Below are 17,551 nucleotides of genomic sequence, written 5' to 3'. Positions count from 1 at the left end.
GCGGGCGCCGCCCCGACAGCGGGGTACGGGACGGCGCCCGCGTACTCATCCCGGTCTTATTGGCAGGAGCGCTGTTCGGGCGCACAGCCGATGCGGCAACAATGGGGGGCATGAGCGACAGCCCAGCCCCCCTCGCCGACCCCCACATCGCCTTCGATCCAGCCGAAGGCCGACGCGATGTGGTGGTCCTCGGATCCACCGGGTCCATCGGTACCCAGGCCATCGACCTGGTCCTGCGCAACCCCGACCGCTTCCGCGTGACCGCGCTCTCCGCGGCCGGCGGCCGGGTCGAGCTGCTCGCCGAGCAGGCCCGCCGACTGCGGGTAGCCGCCGTCGCGGTGGCGCGCGAGGACGCCGTGCCCGCGCTGCGCGAGGCGCTGGCGGCGCAGTACGGCGGCGAGCCGCTCCCCGAGATCCTGGCGGGCCCCGACGCGGCCACCGAGCTCGCGGCCTCCCCCTGCCACACCGTCCTGAACGGGATCACCGGCTCGATCGGGCTCGCCCCCACGCTGGCCGCGCTCCGGGCCGGCCGCACGCTCGCGCTCGCCAACAAGGAGTCGCTGATCGTCGGCGGCCCGCTCGTCAAGGCGATCGCCGAGCCCGGCCAGATCATCCCCGTCGACTCCGAGCACGCCGCACTGTTCCAGGCGCTGGCCGCCGGCAAGCGCGCCGATGTGCGCAAGCTCGTCGTGACCGCGTCCGGCGGGCCGTTCCGGGGACGTACCAAGAGTGAACTCGCCGACGTCACCCCGGCCGACGCGCTGGCCCACCCCACCTGGGCGATGGGCCCCGTCATCACGGTCAACTCGGCGACCCTGGTCAACAAGGGCCTGGAGGTGATCGAGGCCCACCTGCTCTACGACATCCCCTTCGAGCGCATCGAGGTCGTCGTCCACCCCCAGTCCTACGTTCACTCCATGGTCGAGTTCACCGACGGCTCCACGCTTGCGCAGGCGACCCCGCCGGACATGCGCGGGCCGATCGCGATCGGGCTCGGCTGGCCCGAGCGGATCCCGGACGCGGCGCCCGCCTTCGACTGGTCCAAGGCCTCGACCTGGGAGTTCTTCCCGCTCGACAACGACGCGTTCCCGTCGGTGGGACTCGCCCGGCACGTCGGGGAGCTGGGCGGGACGGCTCCGGCGGTGTTCAATGCCGCGAACGAGGAATGCGTGGACGCGTTCCTGGCCGGGCGGCTCCCCTTCAGCGGGATCATGGAGACGGTGACGGAGGTCGTCGCCGAACACGGAACGCCGCGGGCGGGAACTTCCCTCACGGTCTCGGACGTCCTGGAAGCGGAGACCTGGGCACGAGCCCGGGCCCGGGAACTCGCGGTGAAGGCAACAGCGGAGGCACGCGCATGACGATCCTGTTGACGGTCCTCGGCATAGCGCTCTTCGCCGTGGGGCTGCTCATCTCCATCGCGTGGCACGAGCTCGGCCACCTCTCCACGGCCAAGCTCTTCGGCATCCGCGTGCCCCAGTACATGGTCGGCTTCGGCCCCACCATCTGGTCGCGCAAGAAGGGCGACACGGAGTACGGCATCAAGGCGGTGCCGGCCGGCGGCTACATCCGCATGATCGGCATGTTCCCGCCCGGCGCGGACGGCCGCATCGAGGCACGGTCGACCTCGCCGTTCCGCGGCATGATCGAGGACGCCAGGGCCGCGGCCTTCGAGGAGCTCCAGCCCGGCGACGAGGACCGGCTCTTCTACACGCGCAAGCCCTGGAAGCGCGTCATCGTCATGTTCGCGGGCCCGTTCATGAACCTGATCCTCGCGGTGGCGATCTTCCTCACCGTGCTCATGGGCTTCGGCATGGCCACCCAGACCACCCAGGTCGCGGGCGTCCAGAAGTGCGTGATCGCGCAGAGCGAGAAGCGCGAGACGTGCAAGGCGAGCGACGCGGTCTCGCCCGCCGAGGCCGCCGGTATGAAGACCGGCGACAAGATCGTCGCCTTCAACGGGACGCCCGTGAAGGACTGGTCCGACCTCTCGGACCGCATCCGCGAGACCATCGGCCCGGCCACGATCACCGTGGAGCGCGCCGGCCAGCAGCTCGTCCTGCACGCCACGCTCGCCAAGAACATGGTGGCCAAGAAGGACTCGGACGGCCAGGTCGTCCCCGACCAGTACGTCCCGGCCGGCTACCTCGGCTTCGCCGCCAAGACCGAGATCCAGCCGCTCAGCTTCGGCGCTTCCGTGAACCGCATGGGCGACATGGTCGAGAACGGCGTCCACTCGATCATCGCCCTGCCCGGCAAGATCCCGGACCTGTGGAACGCGGCGTTCGACGGCGGCGAGCGCAAGGCCGACTCCCCGGTCGGGGTGGTCGGCGCGGCCCGCCTCAGCGGCGAGGTGCTCAACCTGGACGCCCCGACACAGAACATCATCGCGACGTTCCTGTTCCTGCTCGCGGGCTTCAACCTCTCGCTGTTCCTGTTCAACATGCTGCCGCTGCTGCCGCTGGACGGCGGCCACATCGCGGGCGCCCTGTGGGAGTCGCTGCGCCGCAACCTGGCCCGCGTCCTCAAGCGCCCCGACCCGGGCCCGTTCGACGTGGCGAAGCTGATGCCGGTCGCGTACGTGGTGGCCGGAATCTTCATCTGCTTCACGCTGCTCGTGCTCGTGGCGGACGTGGTGAACCCGGTGAAGATCACCTAGCCGGTCGCGGCGGAGAGGTCTGCCGTACGTGGCCGATGCACGTCGTCGGTCTACGCGGACGGGGGCGGCCCGGGTGCACAGCGTGCCCGGGCCGCCCCTTCGCGTGAACTCTGGGGGCACCGTGTGCTCGGGGCCCTCAGGGTGACGTAACCTCGAAGGCTGGAGCCCGCCGATCTCGGGACCTTGATCCACACCTTGGGGTTGCACAGCAGATGACTGCGATTTCACTGGGAATGCCGTCCGTACCGACCAGGCTGGCCGAGCGTCGCAAGAGCCGTCAGATCCAGGTCGGTTCCGTGGCGGTCGGCGGGGACGCACCCGTCTCGGTGCAGTCCATGACCACGACGAGGACGTCGGACATCGGCGCGACGTTGCAGCAGATCGCCGAGTTGACGGCGTCGGGCTGCCAGATCGTGCGGGTGGCGTGTCCGACGCAGGACGATGCGGATGCGTTGGCGACGATCGCGCGGAAGTCGCAGATCCCGGTGATCGCGGACATTCACTTCCAGCCGAAGTACGTGTTCGCGGCGATCGATGCCGGGTGTGCCGCGGTGCGGGTGAATCCGGGCAACATCAAGCAGTTCGACGACAAGGTCAAGGAGATCGCGCAGGCGGCGAAGGATGCGGGTACGCCGATCCGGATCGGTGTGAACGCGGGCTCGTTGGACGCGCGGCTGTTGAAGAAGTATGGAAAGGCGACGCCGGAGGCGCTGGTCGAGTCGGCGCTGTGGGAGGCGTCGCTGTTCGAGGAGCACGGTTTCCGGGACATCAAGATCTCGGTGAAGCACAACGACCCGGTCGTGATGGTGAACGCCTACCGGCAGCTGGCGGCGCAGTCCGACTACCCGCTGCACCTGGGCGTGACCGAGGCCGGTCCCGCCTTCCAGGGCACGATCAAGTCGGCGGTCGCCTTCGGCGCGCTGCTGGCCGAGGGCATCGGCGACACCATCCGGGTCTCGCTGTCGGCGCCGCCGGCCGAGGAGATCAAGGTCGGCATCCAGATCCTGGAGTCGTTGAACCTGCGTCAGCGCCGTCTGGAGATCGTGTCGTGTCCGTCGTGCGGGCGGGCGCAGGTGGATGTGTACAAGCTGGCCGAGGAGGTCACGGCGGGCCTGGAGGGCATGGAGGTCCCGCTGCGCGTCGCGGTGATGGGCTGTGTGGTGAACGGTCCGGGTGAGGCGCGTGAGGCGGACCTGGGTGTGGCTTCGGGCAATGGCAAGGGGCAGATCTTCGTGAAGGGCGAGGTCATCAAGACGGTCCCGGAGTCGAAGATCGTGGAGACGCTGATCGACGAGGCGATGAAGATCGCCGAGCAGATGGAGAAGGACGGCATCGCCTCGGGCGAGCCGCAGGTGTCGGTGGCGGGCTGAGTCTTCCCCACCCCGCCCCTTCCCGAGACCCTCCGGGGGATACGGGGAGGGGCGGTTTTGCTGTTCAGCGCGGGTTGTGGTCGTTTTTCGCGTAGTTCCTCGCGGCCTTGAGCCTGTTTTCGTCTGCGGGGCGTGCGTGGTTGCTCGCGCAGTTCCCCGCGCCCCTAAACCCGTTTTCGTTCGCGGGCCGTGCATGGCTGCTTGCGCAGTTCCTCGCGCGCCTTTCAACCTGGTTTCGTCTGCGGGTCGTGGTCGCTCCTCGCGCAGTTCCCCGCGCCCCTGACGGCACCGGGGCCCGGCAGTGCCCATGGTTCTGGCCCATGCGGGCATCCTCAGCCTGTCATGGGGGTCCCCCGGCCGCTAAGGCCTTGGGGAGATTGAGGCCGAGCGCCCTTCAGGCCGAACGGGGGTGCAGGGGGCGGAGCCCCCGCTGGGGGTCGAGGGGCGGAGCTCCTCGGGGGGTCTGGGGCGCAGTCCCAGGGCTCTGCCGGTTCAATGGTGGGAGAACGCCCGGGTCTGGGGCGGAGCCCCAGGAGCTCGGCCCCCAACCCCCGCTCCCCGGCGGAGCCAGGGTGTACGGGCGCGGGGCGCAGAGTGCCAGGTACAGTGCGGAGATCAGCAGACCGTACCGTGAGGCCCCCTCGTGTTGATGCAGACCACCACCCGGGTCCTCGAACCCGGCGACCTCGGCGCGGCGCTCGCCATCCTGGAGAGCGACCCGGTCGCCAACGCGTTCGTGACCTCGCGCGTGCAGATCGCCGGCCTCGACCCCTGGCGCCTCGGCGGCGAGATGTGGGGCTGGTACGCGGACGGCCACCTCCGTTCCCTGTGCTACTCCGGCGCCAACCTCGTACCGATCTGCGCGACGCCCGAGGCGGTGCGTTCCTTCGCCGACCGGGCCCGCCGCACCGGCCGCCGCTGCTCCTCGATCGTCGGCCCCGCCGAATCCACCGCCCGGCTGTGGCGCCTCCTGGAACCGCACTGGGGCCCGGCCCGCGACGTACGCCCGCACCAGCCGCTGATGGTCGCCGAGAAGATGCCCGAGGACATCGCCCCGGACCCGTACGTCCGCCGGATCCGCAAGGACGAGATGGACGTGATCATGCCGGCCTGCGTCGCCATGTTCACCGAGGAGGTCGGCGTCTCCCCGCTCGCGGGCGACGGCGGCCTGCTCTATCAGGCCCGCGTGGCCGAACTCGTAGGCTCCGGGCGCTCGTTCGCCCGTATCGAGGACGCCAAGGTCGTCTTCAAGGCCGAGATCGGCGCCGCCACCAACCAGGCCTGCCAGATCCAGGGCGTCTGGGTCGCCCCCGAACACCGGGGCAAGGGCCTTTCGGCCACCGGCATGGCGGCCGTCCTGCGCTACGCGCTCGCGGACGTCGCGCCCATCGTGAGCCTGTACGTGAACGACTTCAACGCCCCCGCCCGGGCCTGCTACCGACGGGTCGGTTTCTGTGAGACCGGGGCGTTCATGAGCGTGCTGTTCTGAGAGCCCGGCTGTGAGGTTAGGGTGCGCCCATGCCTGCTGACTCTGACGTACTGGTCGGACCGCTCGACCTCGCGGCCCGCGTGGACGAGGCCCTCGCCGTACAGGCGGTCGCCTTCGGACTCAGCGCCGAAGAGGTCGGGGTGCGCCGCCACATCGTGCTGCGGCACCTGTCCTACCCCGGAGCCAGGGCGCTCGGTGCCACCACCTCCGACGGGCGTCTGGCGGGCTTCGTGTACGGGATGCCCAACGACCGGGCCCACTGGTGGTCCACCGTCGTCGAGCCGTATCTGCGCAACAACGGCGCCGACTGGTGGCTCGACGACTCCTTCGTGATCACCGAGCTGCACGTCCACCCCGCATTCCAGGGCCGGGGCCTGGGCCGGACGCTCATCACCACCATCACCGACAGCGCCGCCGAGCCCCGCTCGATCCTCTCGGCGATCGACACGGAGAGCCCCGCCCGCGTCCTGTACCGGGGCCTGGGTTACGTCGATCTGGCCGGCCAGGTGCACTTCCCGAGCGCCGCACGACCGTACGCCGTGATGGGCGCGCCCCTCCCCCTGCTCCGGCACGGCCAAACGGAATTCCGCTAAACGGATTTCCGCGCACTCGGGCCGCCCGGCTAACCTCCAGGCATCACCCCGTGCACGTACAGGAGAGAAATCCATGGCAGCCGCCCAGGTTCAGCGCATGTCCCGTCTGATGGCCAAGACATTGCGCGACGACCCGGCGGACGCCGAGACGCTCAGCCACAAGCTCCTGGTCCGCGCCGGATACGTGCGCCGCAACGCCGCCGGCATCTGGACCTGGCTGCCGCTCGGCAAGAAGGTCCTGGACAACATCTCCACCGTCGTACGCGAGGAGATGGACGCCATCGGCGCGCAGGAGGTCCTGCTGCCCGCACTGCTGCCCAAGGACGCGTACGAGGCGAGCGGCCGCTGGGAGGAGTACGGCGACCTGCTGTTCCGCCTCAAGGACCGCAAGGGCGGCGAGTACCTGCTCGGCCCGACCCATGAAGAGATCTTCACGCAGACGGTCAAGGACCAGTGCACGTCCTACAAGGACCTGCCGGTGATGCTCTACCAGATCCAGACCAAGTACCGCGACGAGGCCCGCCCGCGCTCCGGCGTGCTGCGCGGCCGCGAGTTCCAGATGAAGGACTCGTACTCCTTCGACACCACCGACGAGGGCCTCGCCGAGTCGTACGCGCTGCACCGCGCCGCGTACCAGAAGATCTTCGCGCGCCTGGGCCTCGACTACCGCATCGTGTCCGCCGTCTCCGGCGCCATGGGCGGCTCCGCGTCCGAGGAGTTCCTGGCCCCGGCCGCGGCCGGCGAGGACACCTTCGTGGACTGCCCGGCCTGCGACTACGCGGCCAACACCGAGGCCGTGACCTTCGTGGCCGCCCCCGTCGACGGCTCCGCGCACGGGCCCGTCGAGGAGCTCGACACCCCCGACACCCCCACCATCGAGACCCTGGCCGCCCACCTCGGCGTCCCGGCCTCGGCCACCCTGAAGAACCTCCTGGTCAAGGTCGACGGCGAGATCGTCGCCGTCGGCGTGCCCGGCGACCGCGAGGTGGACCTCGGCAAGCTCGGCGAGCACTTGGCGCCCGCCGTCGTGGAGCTCGTGACCGCCGAGGACTTCGCGGACCGCCCCGACCTGGTACGCGGCTACGTCGGCCCGCAGGGCCTGGAGAAGGTCCGCTACATCGCCGACCCGCGCGTCGCCCCCGGCACCGCCTGGGTCACCGGCGCCAACAAGCCCGACACCCACGCCCGCAACGTGGTCTGCGGCCGTGACTTCGAGGTCGACGACTACCTCGACGTCGTCGTGGTCGAGGAGGGCGACCCCTGCCCGTCCTGCGGCGCCGGCCTGAAGCTCGACCGCGCGATCGAGATCGGCCACATCTTCCAGCTCGGCCGCAAGTACGCCGACACCTTCCAGCTGGACGTCCTCGGCAAGGAGGGCAAGCCGGTCCGGGTCACCATGGGCTCGTACGGCATCGGCGTCTCGCGCGCCGTCGCCGCCCTCGCCGAGCAGACCGCGGACGACAAGGGCCTGTGCTGGCCGGCCGAGATCGCCCCGGCGGACGTGCACGTCGTCGCCGCGGGCAAGGCGGTCCAGACCGAGGCGGCCCTCGACGCCGCCGAGCAGCTGCGCGCCGCCGGGCTGCGGGTCCTGGTCGACGACCGGGCCGGTGTCTCGCCCGGCGTGAAGTTCACCGACGCGGAGCTGATCGGCGTGCCGAAGATCCTGGTGGCCGGGCGCCGGGTCGCCGAGGGCGTCTTCGAGCTGAAGGACCGGCGCAGCGGCGAGCGCGAGGAGCTCCCGCTGGCCGAGGCGATCACCCGCCTCACGGCCTGACGGCCGGGCCTTTCCCCACCCCGCCCCTTCCTCGCTGTGACACTCTGCGGCTCCGCCGCGTGGCCTCCGGGGGCGGGGGTGGGCTGAGGTCGGTTCCCGGGGGCGCTGCCCCCGGACCCCCGCTCCTCAAACGCCGGAGGGGCTGAATATGTCGCTGGTCGACTGCGGGTCGTGCGTGGTGCTCGCGCAGTTCCCCGCGCCCCTGGCAGGGTCGGTGCTGGCCCGCACCGGGCATACCCAGCCCGTCCGGCGTTTGAGGACGAGCGCCCTCAAGGCGCGAACGGGGTCTGGGGCGGAGCCCCAGGGTCCTTCAACCCCCGGAGGGTCTCGGGGAGGGGCGGGTGGGGGAGTTACAGCCAGTCCGCGAATTCCAGCAGTAGCTCCGCGTCGCGGTCGCGGCCCGCCGCACGGGCGCGCAGGCCCGACTCGACCGCGCGGAACAGCGTCCAGCCGTGCAGCCGCGCCGGGTCCACGTCGAGGGAGTCGGCGAGCTTGTTGACGCGGCGGCGGGCCGCGGACGCCCCGCTCGGCGCCGCGATCAGGTCCTCGACCCGGTCGCGCACCAACCGGGCCAGGTCATAGGCCCGTTCGCCCACCAGCGGCTCGGGCCCCACCGTCAGCCACGTCGCCCGCTCGCCCGAAAGCACCTTGCTCTGCCGGAAGTTGCCGTGCAGGAGCATCAACTCCGGTGCGGAGGTGGTCAGTTCGTCGCGGGCGGCGAGTGCGGACGCCACGAGCGGGGCGAGTTCGGCGTCCCGCTGCGCCCGCATCGGCTCGCTCTGGCGCTCGGTGCGTTCGGCCACCGTCTCGAAGGCGTGGCCGCCCGGCGGCTCGACCCACAGGCGCCGCATCGTCCCGGCCGCTTCGAGCAGCGCCTTCGCCTCGGGCAGCGAGCGCAGCGACACCTCGGGGTGCAGCCGCTCCAGGAGCAGGGCGTCGTCGCGGGCCTCGTCCTCCAGCAACTGGGCGGCGCCCCAGCCGTTCCAGTGCGCGAGCGCCGCCCGCTCCAGGTCCGGGCGGGCGAAGGAAGGGGCGACCTTGAGGGCGGCCGGAGTGCCGTCCGGGCGGTGTACGAGGGCGACCAGACTGGAGCGGCCCCCCGGCGCCTGCACCCGGTCGACGGCGAGCCCGCGCCGGGCCGCCGACTCCTCGGCCAGCTCCGGCAACCGGTCGAGCCAGGGCCCGGCCAGCGTGTCCCCGTACGTCTCGCCGAGCGCGCGTACCAGCCGCTCAGGCGGTTCGAAAGCCATGCGTGTATTGCCCCTTGCTCAGGTACTAGCCGGTGGAACTCAGGTACTGGCCGGTGGAACCGGTGCGCTCGGGCGTTCCGCGAGCCCAGGAAAGGCTACGCTCCCGCCCCGCCAGCGAACGGCCCGCACCGCCGCCTCCCGCAGGGCGCCGGCCGCCTCCCGGCGCAGCGGACCCCCGGCGGCCCGGACGAGGTCCGAGTAGACGTCGGCGACCCGGTCCTCAAGATCGGCGGCGAGCCGCAGCGCCGAGGCGGCGTCCGGCACGGCGAACGGCAGGGCGTACGCCGCAGCCGCCGCGACCGGCGATCCGCCCAGGTCACGCACCGTACGAGCCAGGGAGTCGCGGCGGGAGCGGTGCGCGGCGTAGGCCTCGCGGGCCTCGGCGGCACGGGCATCGGAGAGCCGGCCGCCGAGCACCCCGTACCCGTACACCGCCGCGTGCTCGGCGGCCAGCGCGGCCTGCACCGCGTCCAGGGTCCCGGCCATCAGGCACCCCCGCCGAGGAGGAAGGCGTGGCCCGCGTTGGACGCCGCGACCGAGGCGAGCAGCCGGGCGAGCTCCGGCGGCGCGGTGGCCAGGGCCGCCAACTGGGCGTCGGAGGTGCGTTGTTCGGCCGCCGCGAGCGACTTCAGGGCCTCGTCCGCGTCGGATGCCACCGTCGAGACCGCGGCCGGGGCGGCGGGGGTGGCCGTGGCCGAGGCGCTGGGGGCGGGGGACGTGGTCGGGGCCGGTGCGAGGGCCGTGGCGTGCTGGGTGGCCTGGTCGCGCAGCGGCGCGAGCCGGGTCCGCAGCGTCGGATGCATCGCGAGGACCGCGTCGTACTGGGTGACGAGCGCCTGGCTCGCGGCCGAGGTCCGGAGCCGCAGCGCGGCCTCCGCGCGGGCCGCCTTGTCGCGCGCCCCGGTCACGGAAGCACGCGTACCGCCGTCGGAGCGTTCGCCCGAGCAGCCGGTCAGCAGCCCTGCGGCCGCCACTCCCGTCACGGCCAGCACACGCCTTCGCGTGGTCCCCGGGTGCCCCACGTGTCTCTCCCCTGCGTGCCGGTCCGCCGGTGACCGAGTGATCACCGCAGGCGAGCGTACCCGCGGGCCCCGGGCCGTGGACGGCAACACCCTCCGGGACCGGATACCCTTTGAGCTGACGGCGGCGGTCCGATGACGGCCGCCGTACGCGACGACGATCCCCACAACAGCAGACGCGGCCGAGGAGTCACCCGGATGAGCACGACCCAGAGCGACAGGCTGCGCGGTCTCCTTGAACCGCTCGTCAGCGCGAAGGATCTGGACCTCGAGGAGATCGAGGTGTCCCGGGCGGGCCGCCGGCGCGTGCTGCGGATCGTGGTCGACTCCGACGAGGGCGTGGAGCTGGACACCTGTGCCGAGCTCAGCCGGGCCGTCTCCGAGCTGCTCGACGAGAGCGACGCGATGGGCGAGGAGGAGTACGTCCTCGAAGTGACGTCTCCGGGCGCCGAGCGTCCGCTCACCGAACTCCGCCACTACCTGCGCGCCACCGGCCGGCTCGCCCGGCTCCAGTTGCACGACGGCGGCGAGCTGGTCGCGCGGATCCTCAAGGCCGACGAGGAAGGCATCGACGCCGAGATCCCGGGCGTGAAGGGGCGCAAGCCCACCGCCCGCCGGATCGCCTTCGCCGAGATCGCCAAGGCGCGGGTCGAGATCGAGTTCAGCCGCAAGGACGGGAAGAACGAGATCGCCGAAGACAGCAAGAACGACATCCTGAACGACATTCAGAACGAAGAGGAGGCGTAGCCGTGGACATCGACATGAGTGCCCTGCGGGGTCTGGTCCGGGAGAAGGAGATCTCCTTCGACCTGCTGGTCGAGGCGATCGAGTCGGCGCTCCTCATCGCCTACCACCGCACCGAGGGCAGCTTCCGGCGTGCGCGCGTGAAGCTCGACCGTGAGAACGGTCATGTCACGGTGTGGGCGAAGGAAGACCCGGCCGACCTCGAAGAGGGCCAGGAGGCCAAGGAGTTCGACGACACCCCGTCGGACTTCGGCCGCATCGCGGCGAGCACCGCCAAGCAGGTCATCCTGCAGCGGCTGCGCGACGCCGAGGACGACATCACCTTCGGTGAGTTCGCCGGCCGTGAGGGAGACGTCATCACCGGCGTCGTCCAGCAGGGCAAGGACCCGAAGAACGTGCTGGTCGACATCGGCAAGATGGAGGCCATGCTGCCGGTGCAGGAGCAGGTGCCGGGCGAGGAGTACACGCACGGGCTGCGCCTTCGTACGTACGTCGTACGGGTGGCGAAGGGCGTGCGCGGGCCGTCGGTGACCCTGTCGCGCACCCACCCCAACCTGGTCAAGAAGCTGTTCGCGCTTGAGGTGCCGGAGATCGCCGACGGTTCGGTGGAGATCTCGGCGATCGCCCGCGAGGCCGGTCACCGTACGAAGATCGCGGTGCGCTCGACGCGCAGCGGCCTGAACGCCAAGGGCGCCTGCATCGGCCCGATGGGCGGCCGGGTCCGCAACGTCATGGCCGAGCTGCACGGCGAGAAGATCGACATCGTCGACTGGTCGGACGACCCGGCCGAGATGGTGGCCAACGCGCTGTCCCCGGCCCGGGTCTCCAAGGTCGAGGTCGTGGACCTCGCGGCCCGCTCCGCCCGGGTGACCGTGCCGGACTACCAGCTCTCCCTCGCCATCGGCAAGGAAGGGCAGAACGCCCGGCTCGCGGCCCGCCTCACCGGCTGGCGCATCGACATCCGCCCGGACACCGAGCAGCCGGCCGAGGACTGACCGGGCTGACCGGGCCGACGGGAATAAGAAGTGGCCCTGCCCCTGTTCAGGGCGGCAGGGTTAGCTTTCTGGACAACAACCGTTCGATTTTTGCCCCAAAGGGGTGAGGTCGGTGCGGGGAGGTAGACTTAAACGTGTCTGGCCGGACGCACGCCCGCGCCTGCCCTGAGCGAACCTGCGTGGGATGCCGGGAGCGAGCGGCCAAGAGCGATCTGCTGCGCATCGTGGCGGTCGAGGGTGCTTGCGCCCCTGATCCTCGCGGTACGCTGCCCGGCCGGGGTGCATATGTACACCCCGCCTCGGTCTGTCTCGACCAGGCGGTCCGCCGCCGGGCGTTCTCCAGGGCCTTCAAGGTCAAGGAAGCGCTCGACACCGCGGCACTGCGGGATTACGTCGAGCAGGCAGCAACGTAAGAAGAAGTACGGCACGGAATCCCGTGCGGTCAGGTACCTCGCGAGTTGGAAGTAGGTCGAGATTGCGATGAGCACTCGATGAGTACGCGATGAGTACGCCCATGAAGTAGCGACGGTCCGGCGGTAACCCGGACCTAAAAGGAGCGAAGTGGCTAAGGTCCGGGTATACGAACTCGCCAAGGAGTTCGGGGTTGAGAGCAAGGTCGTCATGGCCAAGCTCCAAGAACTCGGTGAATTCGTCCGTTCGGCGTCCTCGACGATCGAGGCGCCGGTTGTACGCAAGTTGACTGACGCACTGCAGGGGCCCGGCGGCAACGCCGGCAAGTCCGCTGCGAAGCCCGGCGCGCCCCGCAAGGCCGCGCCCGCCAAGCCCGCAGCGCCCTCCCCGGCCGCTGCGGCACGTCCCGCTGCCCCGAAGCCCGGCGCCCCGGCCCCCAAGCCGGCGCCCGCCGCGCCTGCGGCCCCGGTCACCCCGGCCGCCCCGGTGAGCAGCACCCCTTCTCAGGCTCCGGCCGCCTCGGGCCCGCGCCCGGGTCCGAAGCCCGCCCCGGCCAAGCCGGCCCCGGTCACCCCGGTGCCCGCCGCCGAGTTCTCGGCTCCGGCTCCGGCCCAGCCCGCGGCGCCCCAGGCCCCGCGTCCCGCCGGCGCCACCCCGGGTCCCCGCCCCGCGTCCCGTCCGGCCCCGGCCGGCGGTCAGCGTGACGGTGGCCAGCGCGACGGCGGCCAGCGTGGCGACCGTCCGGCCCGCCCCGCGGGTCAGGGTGCCCCCCGTCCGGGCGGTGCCCGTCCGGCCGGTCCGCGCCCCGGCAACAACCCCTTCACCTCGGGTGGCTCCACCGGCATGGCGCGGCCGCAGTCGCCCCGTCCCGGTGGCGGCGCTCCGCGTCCCGGCGGCGCCGGTGCCCCCGGTGGTGCCCCGCGTCCGCAGGGCGGCCCCGGCGGCGCTCCGCGTCCGCAGGGTCAGGGCGGCGCCCGTCCGAGCCCGGGCGGCATGCCCCGTCCGCAGGGCGGCGCCCCGCGTCCGGGTGGTGCTCCGGGCGGTAACCGTCCGAACCCCGGCATGATGCCGCAGCGTCCGGCCGCGAGCCCGCGTCCCGGCGGCGGCCCCGGTGGCCGTGGTCCCGGTGGCCCCGGTGGCCGTCCGGGTGGCGGCGGCGGTGCCGGTCGTCCCGGTGGCGGCGGCGGCTTCGCCGGCCGTCCGGCCGGTCCCGGTGGCGGCGGTCGTCCCGGTGGCGGCGGCGGCTTCGGCGGCCCCCGTCCGGGTGGCGGCGCTCCCGGTGGCGGCGGCGGCTTCGGCGGTCGTCCCGGCTTCCAGGGCCGTCCCGGTGGCCCGGGTGGCCGCGGTGGCACGCAGGGTGCCTTCGGCCGTCCCGGCGGGCCCGCCCGTCGTGGTCGCAAGTCGAAGCGTCAGAGGCGCCAGGAGTACGAGGCCATGCAGGCCCCGTCGGTGGGCGGCGTCATGCTGCCCCGCGGCAACGGACAGTCCGTCCGCCTGTCGCGCGGTGCTTCGCTGACCGATTTCGCCGAGAAGATCGGCGCCAACCCGGCGTCGCTCGTCGGCGTGATGATGAACCTCGGCGAGATGGTCACCGCCACGCAGTCCGTCTCCGACGAGACGCTGAAGCTCCTCGCGGACGAGATGAACTTCATCCTCGAGATCGTCAGCCCCGAGGAGGAGGACCGCGAGCTGCTGGAGTCCTTCGACATCGAGTTCGGCGAGGACGAGGGCGGCGAGGAGTCTCTCGTCGCGCGTCCGCCGGTCGTGACCGTCATGGGTCACGTCGACCACGGTAAGACCCGCCTTCTGGACGCGATCCGCAAGACGAACGTCGTTGCGGGCGAGGCCGGTGGCATCACGCAGCACATCGGTGCGTACCAGGTCGCCACCGAGGTCAACGGTGAAGACCGCAAGATCACCTTCATCGACACCCCGGGTCACGAGGCGTTCACCGCCATGCGTGCCCGTGGTGCGAAGTCGACCGACATCGCGATCCTCGTGGTGGCGGCGAACGACGGTGTGATGCCCCAGACGATCGAGGCGCTGAACCACGCCAAGGCGGCCGACGTGCCGATCGTGGTCGCGGTCAACAAGATCGACGTCGAGGGTGCGGACCCGACCAAGGTGCGCGGTCAGCTCACCGAGTTCGGTCTCGTGGCCGAGGAGTACGGCGGCGACACGATGTTCGTCGACATCTCCGCCAAGCAGGGCCTCAACATCGAGTCCCTCCTGGAGGCCGTCGTCCTCACCGCCGACGCCTCGCTCGACCTGCGGGCCAACCCGGAGCAGGACGCGCAGGGCATCGCGATCGAGTCCCACCTCGACCGCGGCCGCGGCGCCGTCGCGACCGTCCTGGTCCAGCGAGGCACCCTGCGGGTCGGCGACACGATGGTGGTCGGCGACGCGTACGGCCGAGTCCGCGCGATGCTCGACGACAAGGGCGAGAACGTGGAAGAGGCGGGTCCCTCGACTCCGGTCCTCGTCCTCGGTCTCACCAACGTCCCGGGTGCCGGCGACAACTTCCTGGTCGTCGACGAGGACCGTACGGCCCGTCAGATCGCCGAGAAGCGTGCCGCCCGTGAGCGCAACGTCCGCTTCGCCCGCAAGGGTGTGCGGTTCTCCCTGGAGAACCTGGACGAGGCCCTCAAGGCCGGTCTGGTGCAGGAGCTCAACCTCATCATCAAGGGCGACGCGTCCGGTTCGGTGGAGGCCCTTGAGGCCTCGCTGCTCCAGCTCGACGTCGGCGACGAGGTCGACATCCGCGTCCTGCACCGCGGTGTGGGTGCGGTCACCGAGTCCGACATCAACCTGGCGACCGGCTCCGACGCCATCGTCATCGGCTTCAACGTCCGCGCCGCGGGCCGCGCGGCGCAGATGGCGGAGCGCGAGGGTGTCGACGTCCGGTACTACTCGGTGATCTACCAGGCCATCGAGGAGATCGAAGCGGCCCTCAAGGGCATGCTCAAGCCGGAGTACGAAGAGGTCGAGCTCGGCACGGCGGAGATCCGCGAGATCTTCCGCTCGTCCAAGCTGGGCAACATCGCCGGTGTGCTGGTCCGGTCGGGCGAGGTCAAGCGCAACACCAAGGCGCGCCTGCTGCGCGATGGCAAGGTCATCGCGGAGAACCTCAACATCTCCGGGCTGCGCCGCTTCAAGGACGACGTCACCGAGATTCGCGAAGGCTTCGAGGGCGGTATCAACCTCGGAAACTTCAACGACATCAAGATCGACGACGTCATCGCGACGTACGAGATGCGCGAGAAGCCGCGCGGCTAGTCCGCGCAGCCGATCCGTACCCCTGGGGGCCGAGGCCTCCTGAGGAACGCAGTGTCGGGGCCGATCGGCGGGAAGATATTTCCGTCGATCGGCCCCGGCCGTTCCGGTACGGTTCTTGATGTCCCTGCCAAGCTTTTGGCGGGGTCCTCTAACCCGTACCGGCGGGACATCCGGACATACATGTATGTGGGGACGCTGTCCTTCGACCTGCTCCTCGGCGACGTACGGTCGCTGAAGGAGAAACGCTCCGTCGTCCGGCCGATAGTCGCCGAACTCCAGCGCAAGTACGCGGTGAGTGCGGCCGAAGTCGGCGACCAGGATCTGCACCGTAGGGCCGAGATCGGCCTCGCGGTGGTGTCCGGGGACACGGGGCACCTCACAGACGTACTCGACCGGTGCGAGCGGCTCGTCGCCGCCCGGCCCGAGGTGGAGCTGCTCTCGGTGAGACGCAGGCTCCACAGCGACGAAGACTGAACACTGAGCAAGGCTTGAGAAGGAGAAGGACCAGTGGCCGACAACGCGCGGGCGAAGAAGCTGGCGGACCTCATCCGGGAGGTGGTGGCCGAGAAGCTGCTGCGTGGCGTCAAGGACCCGCGCCTCGGAACGCACGTCACCATCACGGACACCCGGGTCACCGGCGACCTGCGGGAGGCCACGGTCTTCTACACGGTGTACGGGGACGACGAGGAGCGGGCCGCCGCCGCGGCCGGCCTGGAGAGCGCCAAGGGCATCCTGCGCTCCGCGGTCGGCTCCGCCGCCGGCACCAAGTTCACGCCCACCCTGACGTTCATCGCGGACGCGCTCCCCGAGAACGCCAAGACCATCGAGGACCTCCTCGACAAGGCACGGGCCTCGGACGCCGCGGTGCGCGAGGTGTCCTCGGGCGCCAAGTTCGCCGGTGACGCCGACCCGTACAAGAAGCCCGGCGACGAGGACGACGCCTCCGAATGAGCACCGCAGCAAAGACGCCCGACGGCCTGGTCATTGTCGACAAGCCGTCGGGCTTCACTTCGCACGACGTCGTGGCCAAGATGCGCGGCATCGCCAAGACCCGCCGCGTGGGCCACGCCGGCACCCTCGACCCGATGGCGACCGGTGTGCTCGTCCTGGGCGTGGAGCGGGCCACCAAGCTGCTCGGGCACCTCGCCCTGACCGAGAAGGAGTACCTCGGTACGATCCGGCTCGGCCAGGACACCGTCACGGACGACGCCGAGGGCGAGATCATCTCCTCGACCGACGCGTCCAAGGTGACCCGCGAGGGCATCGACGCGGGGGTCGCGGAGCTGACCGGCGCCATCATGCAGGTGCCGTCCAAGGTCTCCGCGATCAAGATCGACGGCAAGCGGTCGTACGCGCGGGTGCGCGGCGGCGAGGAGTTCGACATCCCGGCCCGCCCGGTGACCGTCTCCTCGTTCCGGGTCTACGACGTCCGCGAGGCCGTCGCCGAGGACGGCACCCCCGTCATCGACCTGGTCGTCTCCGTCGTCTGCTCCTCCGGCACCTACATCCGGGCGCTCGCCCGTGACCTCGGGGCCGGGCTCGGCGTCGGCGGCCACCTCACCGCGCTGCGCCGCACCCGCGTCGGCCCGTACGGCCTGGACGCGGCCCGCACCCTGGACCAGCTCCAGGAGTCGCTCACCGTGATGCCGGTGGCCGAGGCGGCGGCCGCCGCGTTCGCCCGCTGGGACGTCGACGCGCGGCGCGGCTCGCTGCTGCTCAACGGCGTACGCCTGGACATGCCGGACGAGTACGAGGCCGGGAAGGCGGTCGGGGTGTTCGGGCCCGACGGGAAGTTCCTCGCGCTGGTCGAGAGCCAGAAGGGCAAGGCCAAGAGCCTCGCCGTGTTCGGCTGAGACACGGGCTCTGACGCCCACCGTGGAGCGGGCGGGGCGGCCCGCTCCACGATCCCCCTCGCAAGGGGTCTATCCGTCGCGCCTGGGGGATTCACCCCTACGAGCAGGCGCTCGGAGT

The 17,551-nt window shown here is 71.3% G+C and carries 16 protein-coding genes; 13 read left to right on the top strand and 3 right to left on the bottom strand.

All coding sequences use genetic code 11. From position 1 onward, the window contains the following. Nucleotides 1–110 precede the first annotated feature (110 nt). The 6 genes from dxr to OHA17_RS11255 all read left to right on the top strand — a co-directional run bounded on the left by dxr (nucleotide 111) and on the right by OHA17_RS11255 (nucleotide 7,885). The gene (gene dxr / locus OHA17_RS11280; RefSeq protein ID WP_406506310.1) at nucleotides 111–1,361 is read left to right on the top strand and encodes a 1-deoxy-D-xylulose-5-phosphate reductoisomerase; all 1,251 of its coding nucleotides are present in this window, start codon (nucleotides 111–113) and stop codon (nucleotides 1,359–1,361) included. Next, nucleotides 1,358–2,659, top strand: a complete 1,302-nt coding sequence (locus tag OHA17_RS11275; RefSeq protein ID WP_406506308.1) for a M50 family metallopeptidase — start codon at nucleotides 1,358–1,360, stop codon at nucleotides 2,657–2,659. The genes dxr and OHA17_RS11275 overlap by 4 nt, the downstream gene beginning before the upstream one ends. A 212-nt stretch (nucleotides 2,660–2,871) precedes the next feature. Then, entirely contained in the window at nucleotides 2,872–4,029 is a 1,158-nt protein-coding gene (gene ispG, locus OHA17_RS11270) for a flavodoxin-dependent (E)-4-hydroxy-3-methylbut-2-enyl-diphosphate synthase (protein WP_398878217.1), read from the top strand. Between the two features lie 643 nt (nucleotides 4,030–4,672). After that, the gene (locus OHA17_RS11265) at nucleotides 4,673–5,518 is read left to right on the top strand and encodes a GNAT family N-acetyltransferase (protein WP_406506306.1); all 846 of its coding nucleotides are present in this window, start codon (nucleotides 4,673–4,675) and stop codon (nucleotides 5,516–5,518) included. Nucleotides 5,519–5,547: 29 nt separating this feature from the next. Beyond that, nucleotides 5,548–6,111: a GNAT family N-acetyltransferase gene (locus tag OHA17_RS11260; RefSeq protein WP_406506304.1), complete on the top strand. Its 564-nt coding sequence runs from the start codon at nucleotides 5,548–5,550 to the stop codon at nucleotides 6,109–6,111. Nucleotides 6,112–6,184: 73 nt separating this feature from the next. Continuing rightward, nucleotides 6,185–7,885, top strand: coding sequence for a proline--tRNA ligase (locus OHA17_RS11255; RefSeq protein ID WP_406506302.1), 1,701 nt, complete (start codon nucleotides 6,185–6,187; stop codon nucleotides 7,883–7,885). Nucleotides 7,886–8,235: 350 nt separating this feature from the next. Here OHA17_RS11255 and OHA17_RS11250 read toward each other — a convergent pair whose 3' ends face one another. The 3 genes from OHA17_RS11250 to OHA17_RS11240 are packed head-to-tail and all read right to left on the bottom strand — an operon-like array spanning nucleotide 8,236 to nucleotide 10,118. Then, nucleotides 8,236–9,135 (bottom strand): aminoglycoside phosphotransferase family protein, encoded by a 900-nt coding sequence (locus OHA17_RS11250; protein ID WP_406506300.1) that lies wholly within the window; start codon nucleotides 9,133–9,135, stop codon nucleotides 8,236–8,238. 39 nt (nucleotides 9,136–9,174) lie between these two features. After that, the gene (locus OHA17_RS11245; RefSeq protein WP_053728943.1) at nucleotides 9,175–9,621 is read right to left on the bottom strand and encodes a ferritin-like domain-containing protein; all 447 of its coding nucleotides are present in this window, start codon (nucleotides 9,619–9,621) and stop codon (nucleotides 9,175–9,177) included. After that, complete coding sequence (locus OHA17_RS11240; RefSeq protein ID WP_406506298.1) at nucleotides 9,621–10,118, bottom strand: hypothetical protein; 498 nt, start codon at nucleotides 10,116–10,118, stop codon at nucleotides 9,621–9,623. Before OHA17_RS11240 ends, OHA17_RS11245 begins: the two co-directional genes overlap by 1 nt. Before the next feature lie 234 nt (nucleotides 10,119–10,352). Between OHA17_RS11240 and rimP the strand changes: the two genes are divergently transcribed. The 7 genes from rimP (at nucleotide 10,353) to truB (ending at nucleotide 17,433) form a co-directional block, all read left to right on the top strand. Next, nucleotides 10,353–10,901, top strand: a complete 549-nt coding sequence (gene rimP / locus OHA17_RS11235; RefSeq protein WP_406506296.1) for a ribosome maturation factor RimP — start codon at nucleotides 10,353–10,355, stop codon at nucleotides 10,899–10,901. Nucleotides 10,902–10,903: 2 nt separating this feature from the next. Continuing rightward, the gene (gene nusA, locus OHA17_RS11230; RefSeq protein ID WP_114041267.1) at nucleotides 10,904–11,893 is read left to right on the top strand and encodes a transcription termination factor NusA; all 990 of its coding nucleotides are present in this window, start codon (nucleotides 10,904–10,906) and stop codon (nucleotides 11,891–11,893) included. 134 nt (nucleotides 11,894–12,027) lie between these two features. Then, on the top strand, nucleotides 12,028–12,306 hold the full coding sequence (locus OHA17_RS11225) for a YlxR family protein (protein WP_406506293.1): 279 nt from the start codon (nucleotides 12,028–12,030) through the stop codon (nucleotides 12,304–12,306). Nucleotides 12,307–12,454: 148 nt separating this feature from the next. Beyond that, nucleotides 12,455–15,580 carry a translation initiation factor IF-2 gene (infB, locus tag OHA17_RS11220; RefSeq protein ID WP_406506291.1) on the top strand — a complete coding sequence of 1,042 codons (3,126 nt, stop codon included), beginning with the start codon at nucleotides 12,455–12,457 and terminating at the stop codon, nucleotides 15,578–15,580. 180 nt (nucleotides 15,581–15,760) lie between these two features. Further along, nucleotides 15,761–16,054, top strand: coding sequence for a DUF503 domain-containing protein (locus OHA17_RS11215; protein ID WP_053728948.1), 294 nt, complete (start codon nucleotides 15,761–15,763; stop codon nucleotides 16,052–16,054). Nucleotides 16,055–16,087: 33 nt separating this feature from the next. Next, nucleotides 16,088–16,531 carry a 30S ribosome-binding factor RbfA gene (gene rbfA / locus OHA17_RS11210; RefSeq protein WP_053728949.1) on the top strand — a complete coding sequence of 148 codons (444 nt, stop codon included), beginning with the start codon at nucleotides 16,088–16,090 and terminating at the stop codon, nucleotides 16,529–16,531. Continuing rightward, a complete protein-coding gene (gene truB, locus OHA17_RS11205; RefSeq protein ID WP_053728950.1) occupies nucleotides 16,528–17,433 on the top strand; it encodes a tRNA pseudouridine(55) synthase TruB in 906 nt (301 codons plus the stop codon). Before rbfA ends, truB begins: the two co-directional genes overlap by 4 nt. Nucleotides 17,434–17,551 lie beyond the last annotated feature (118 nt).

Origin of the sequence: Streptomyces sp. NBC_00212 (genome assembly GCF_045206365.1) — a bacterium.
Taxonomy (GTDB): Bacteria; Actinomycetota; Actinomycetes; order Streptomycetales; family Streptomycetaceae; genus Streptomyces.
Note: the sequence above shows the minus strand (reverse complement) of the source record. Positions and strands in the feature narration are given on the sequence as shown.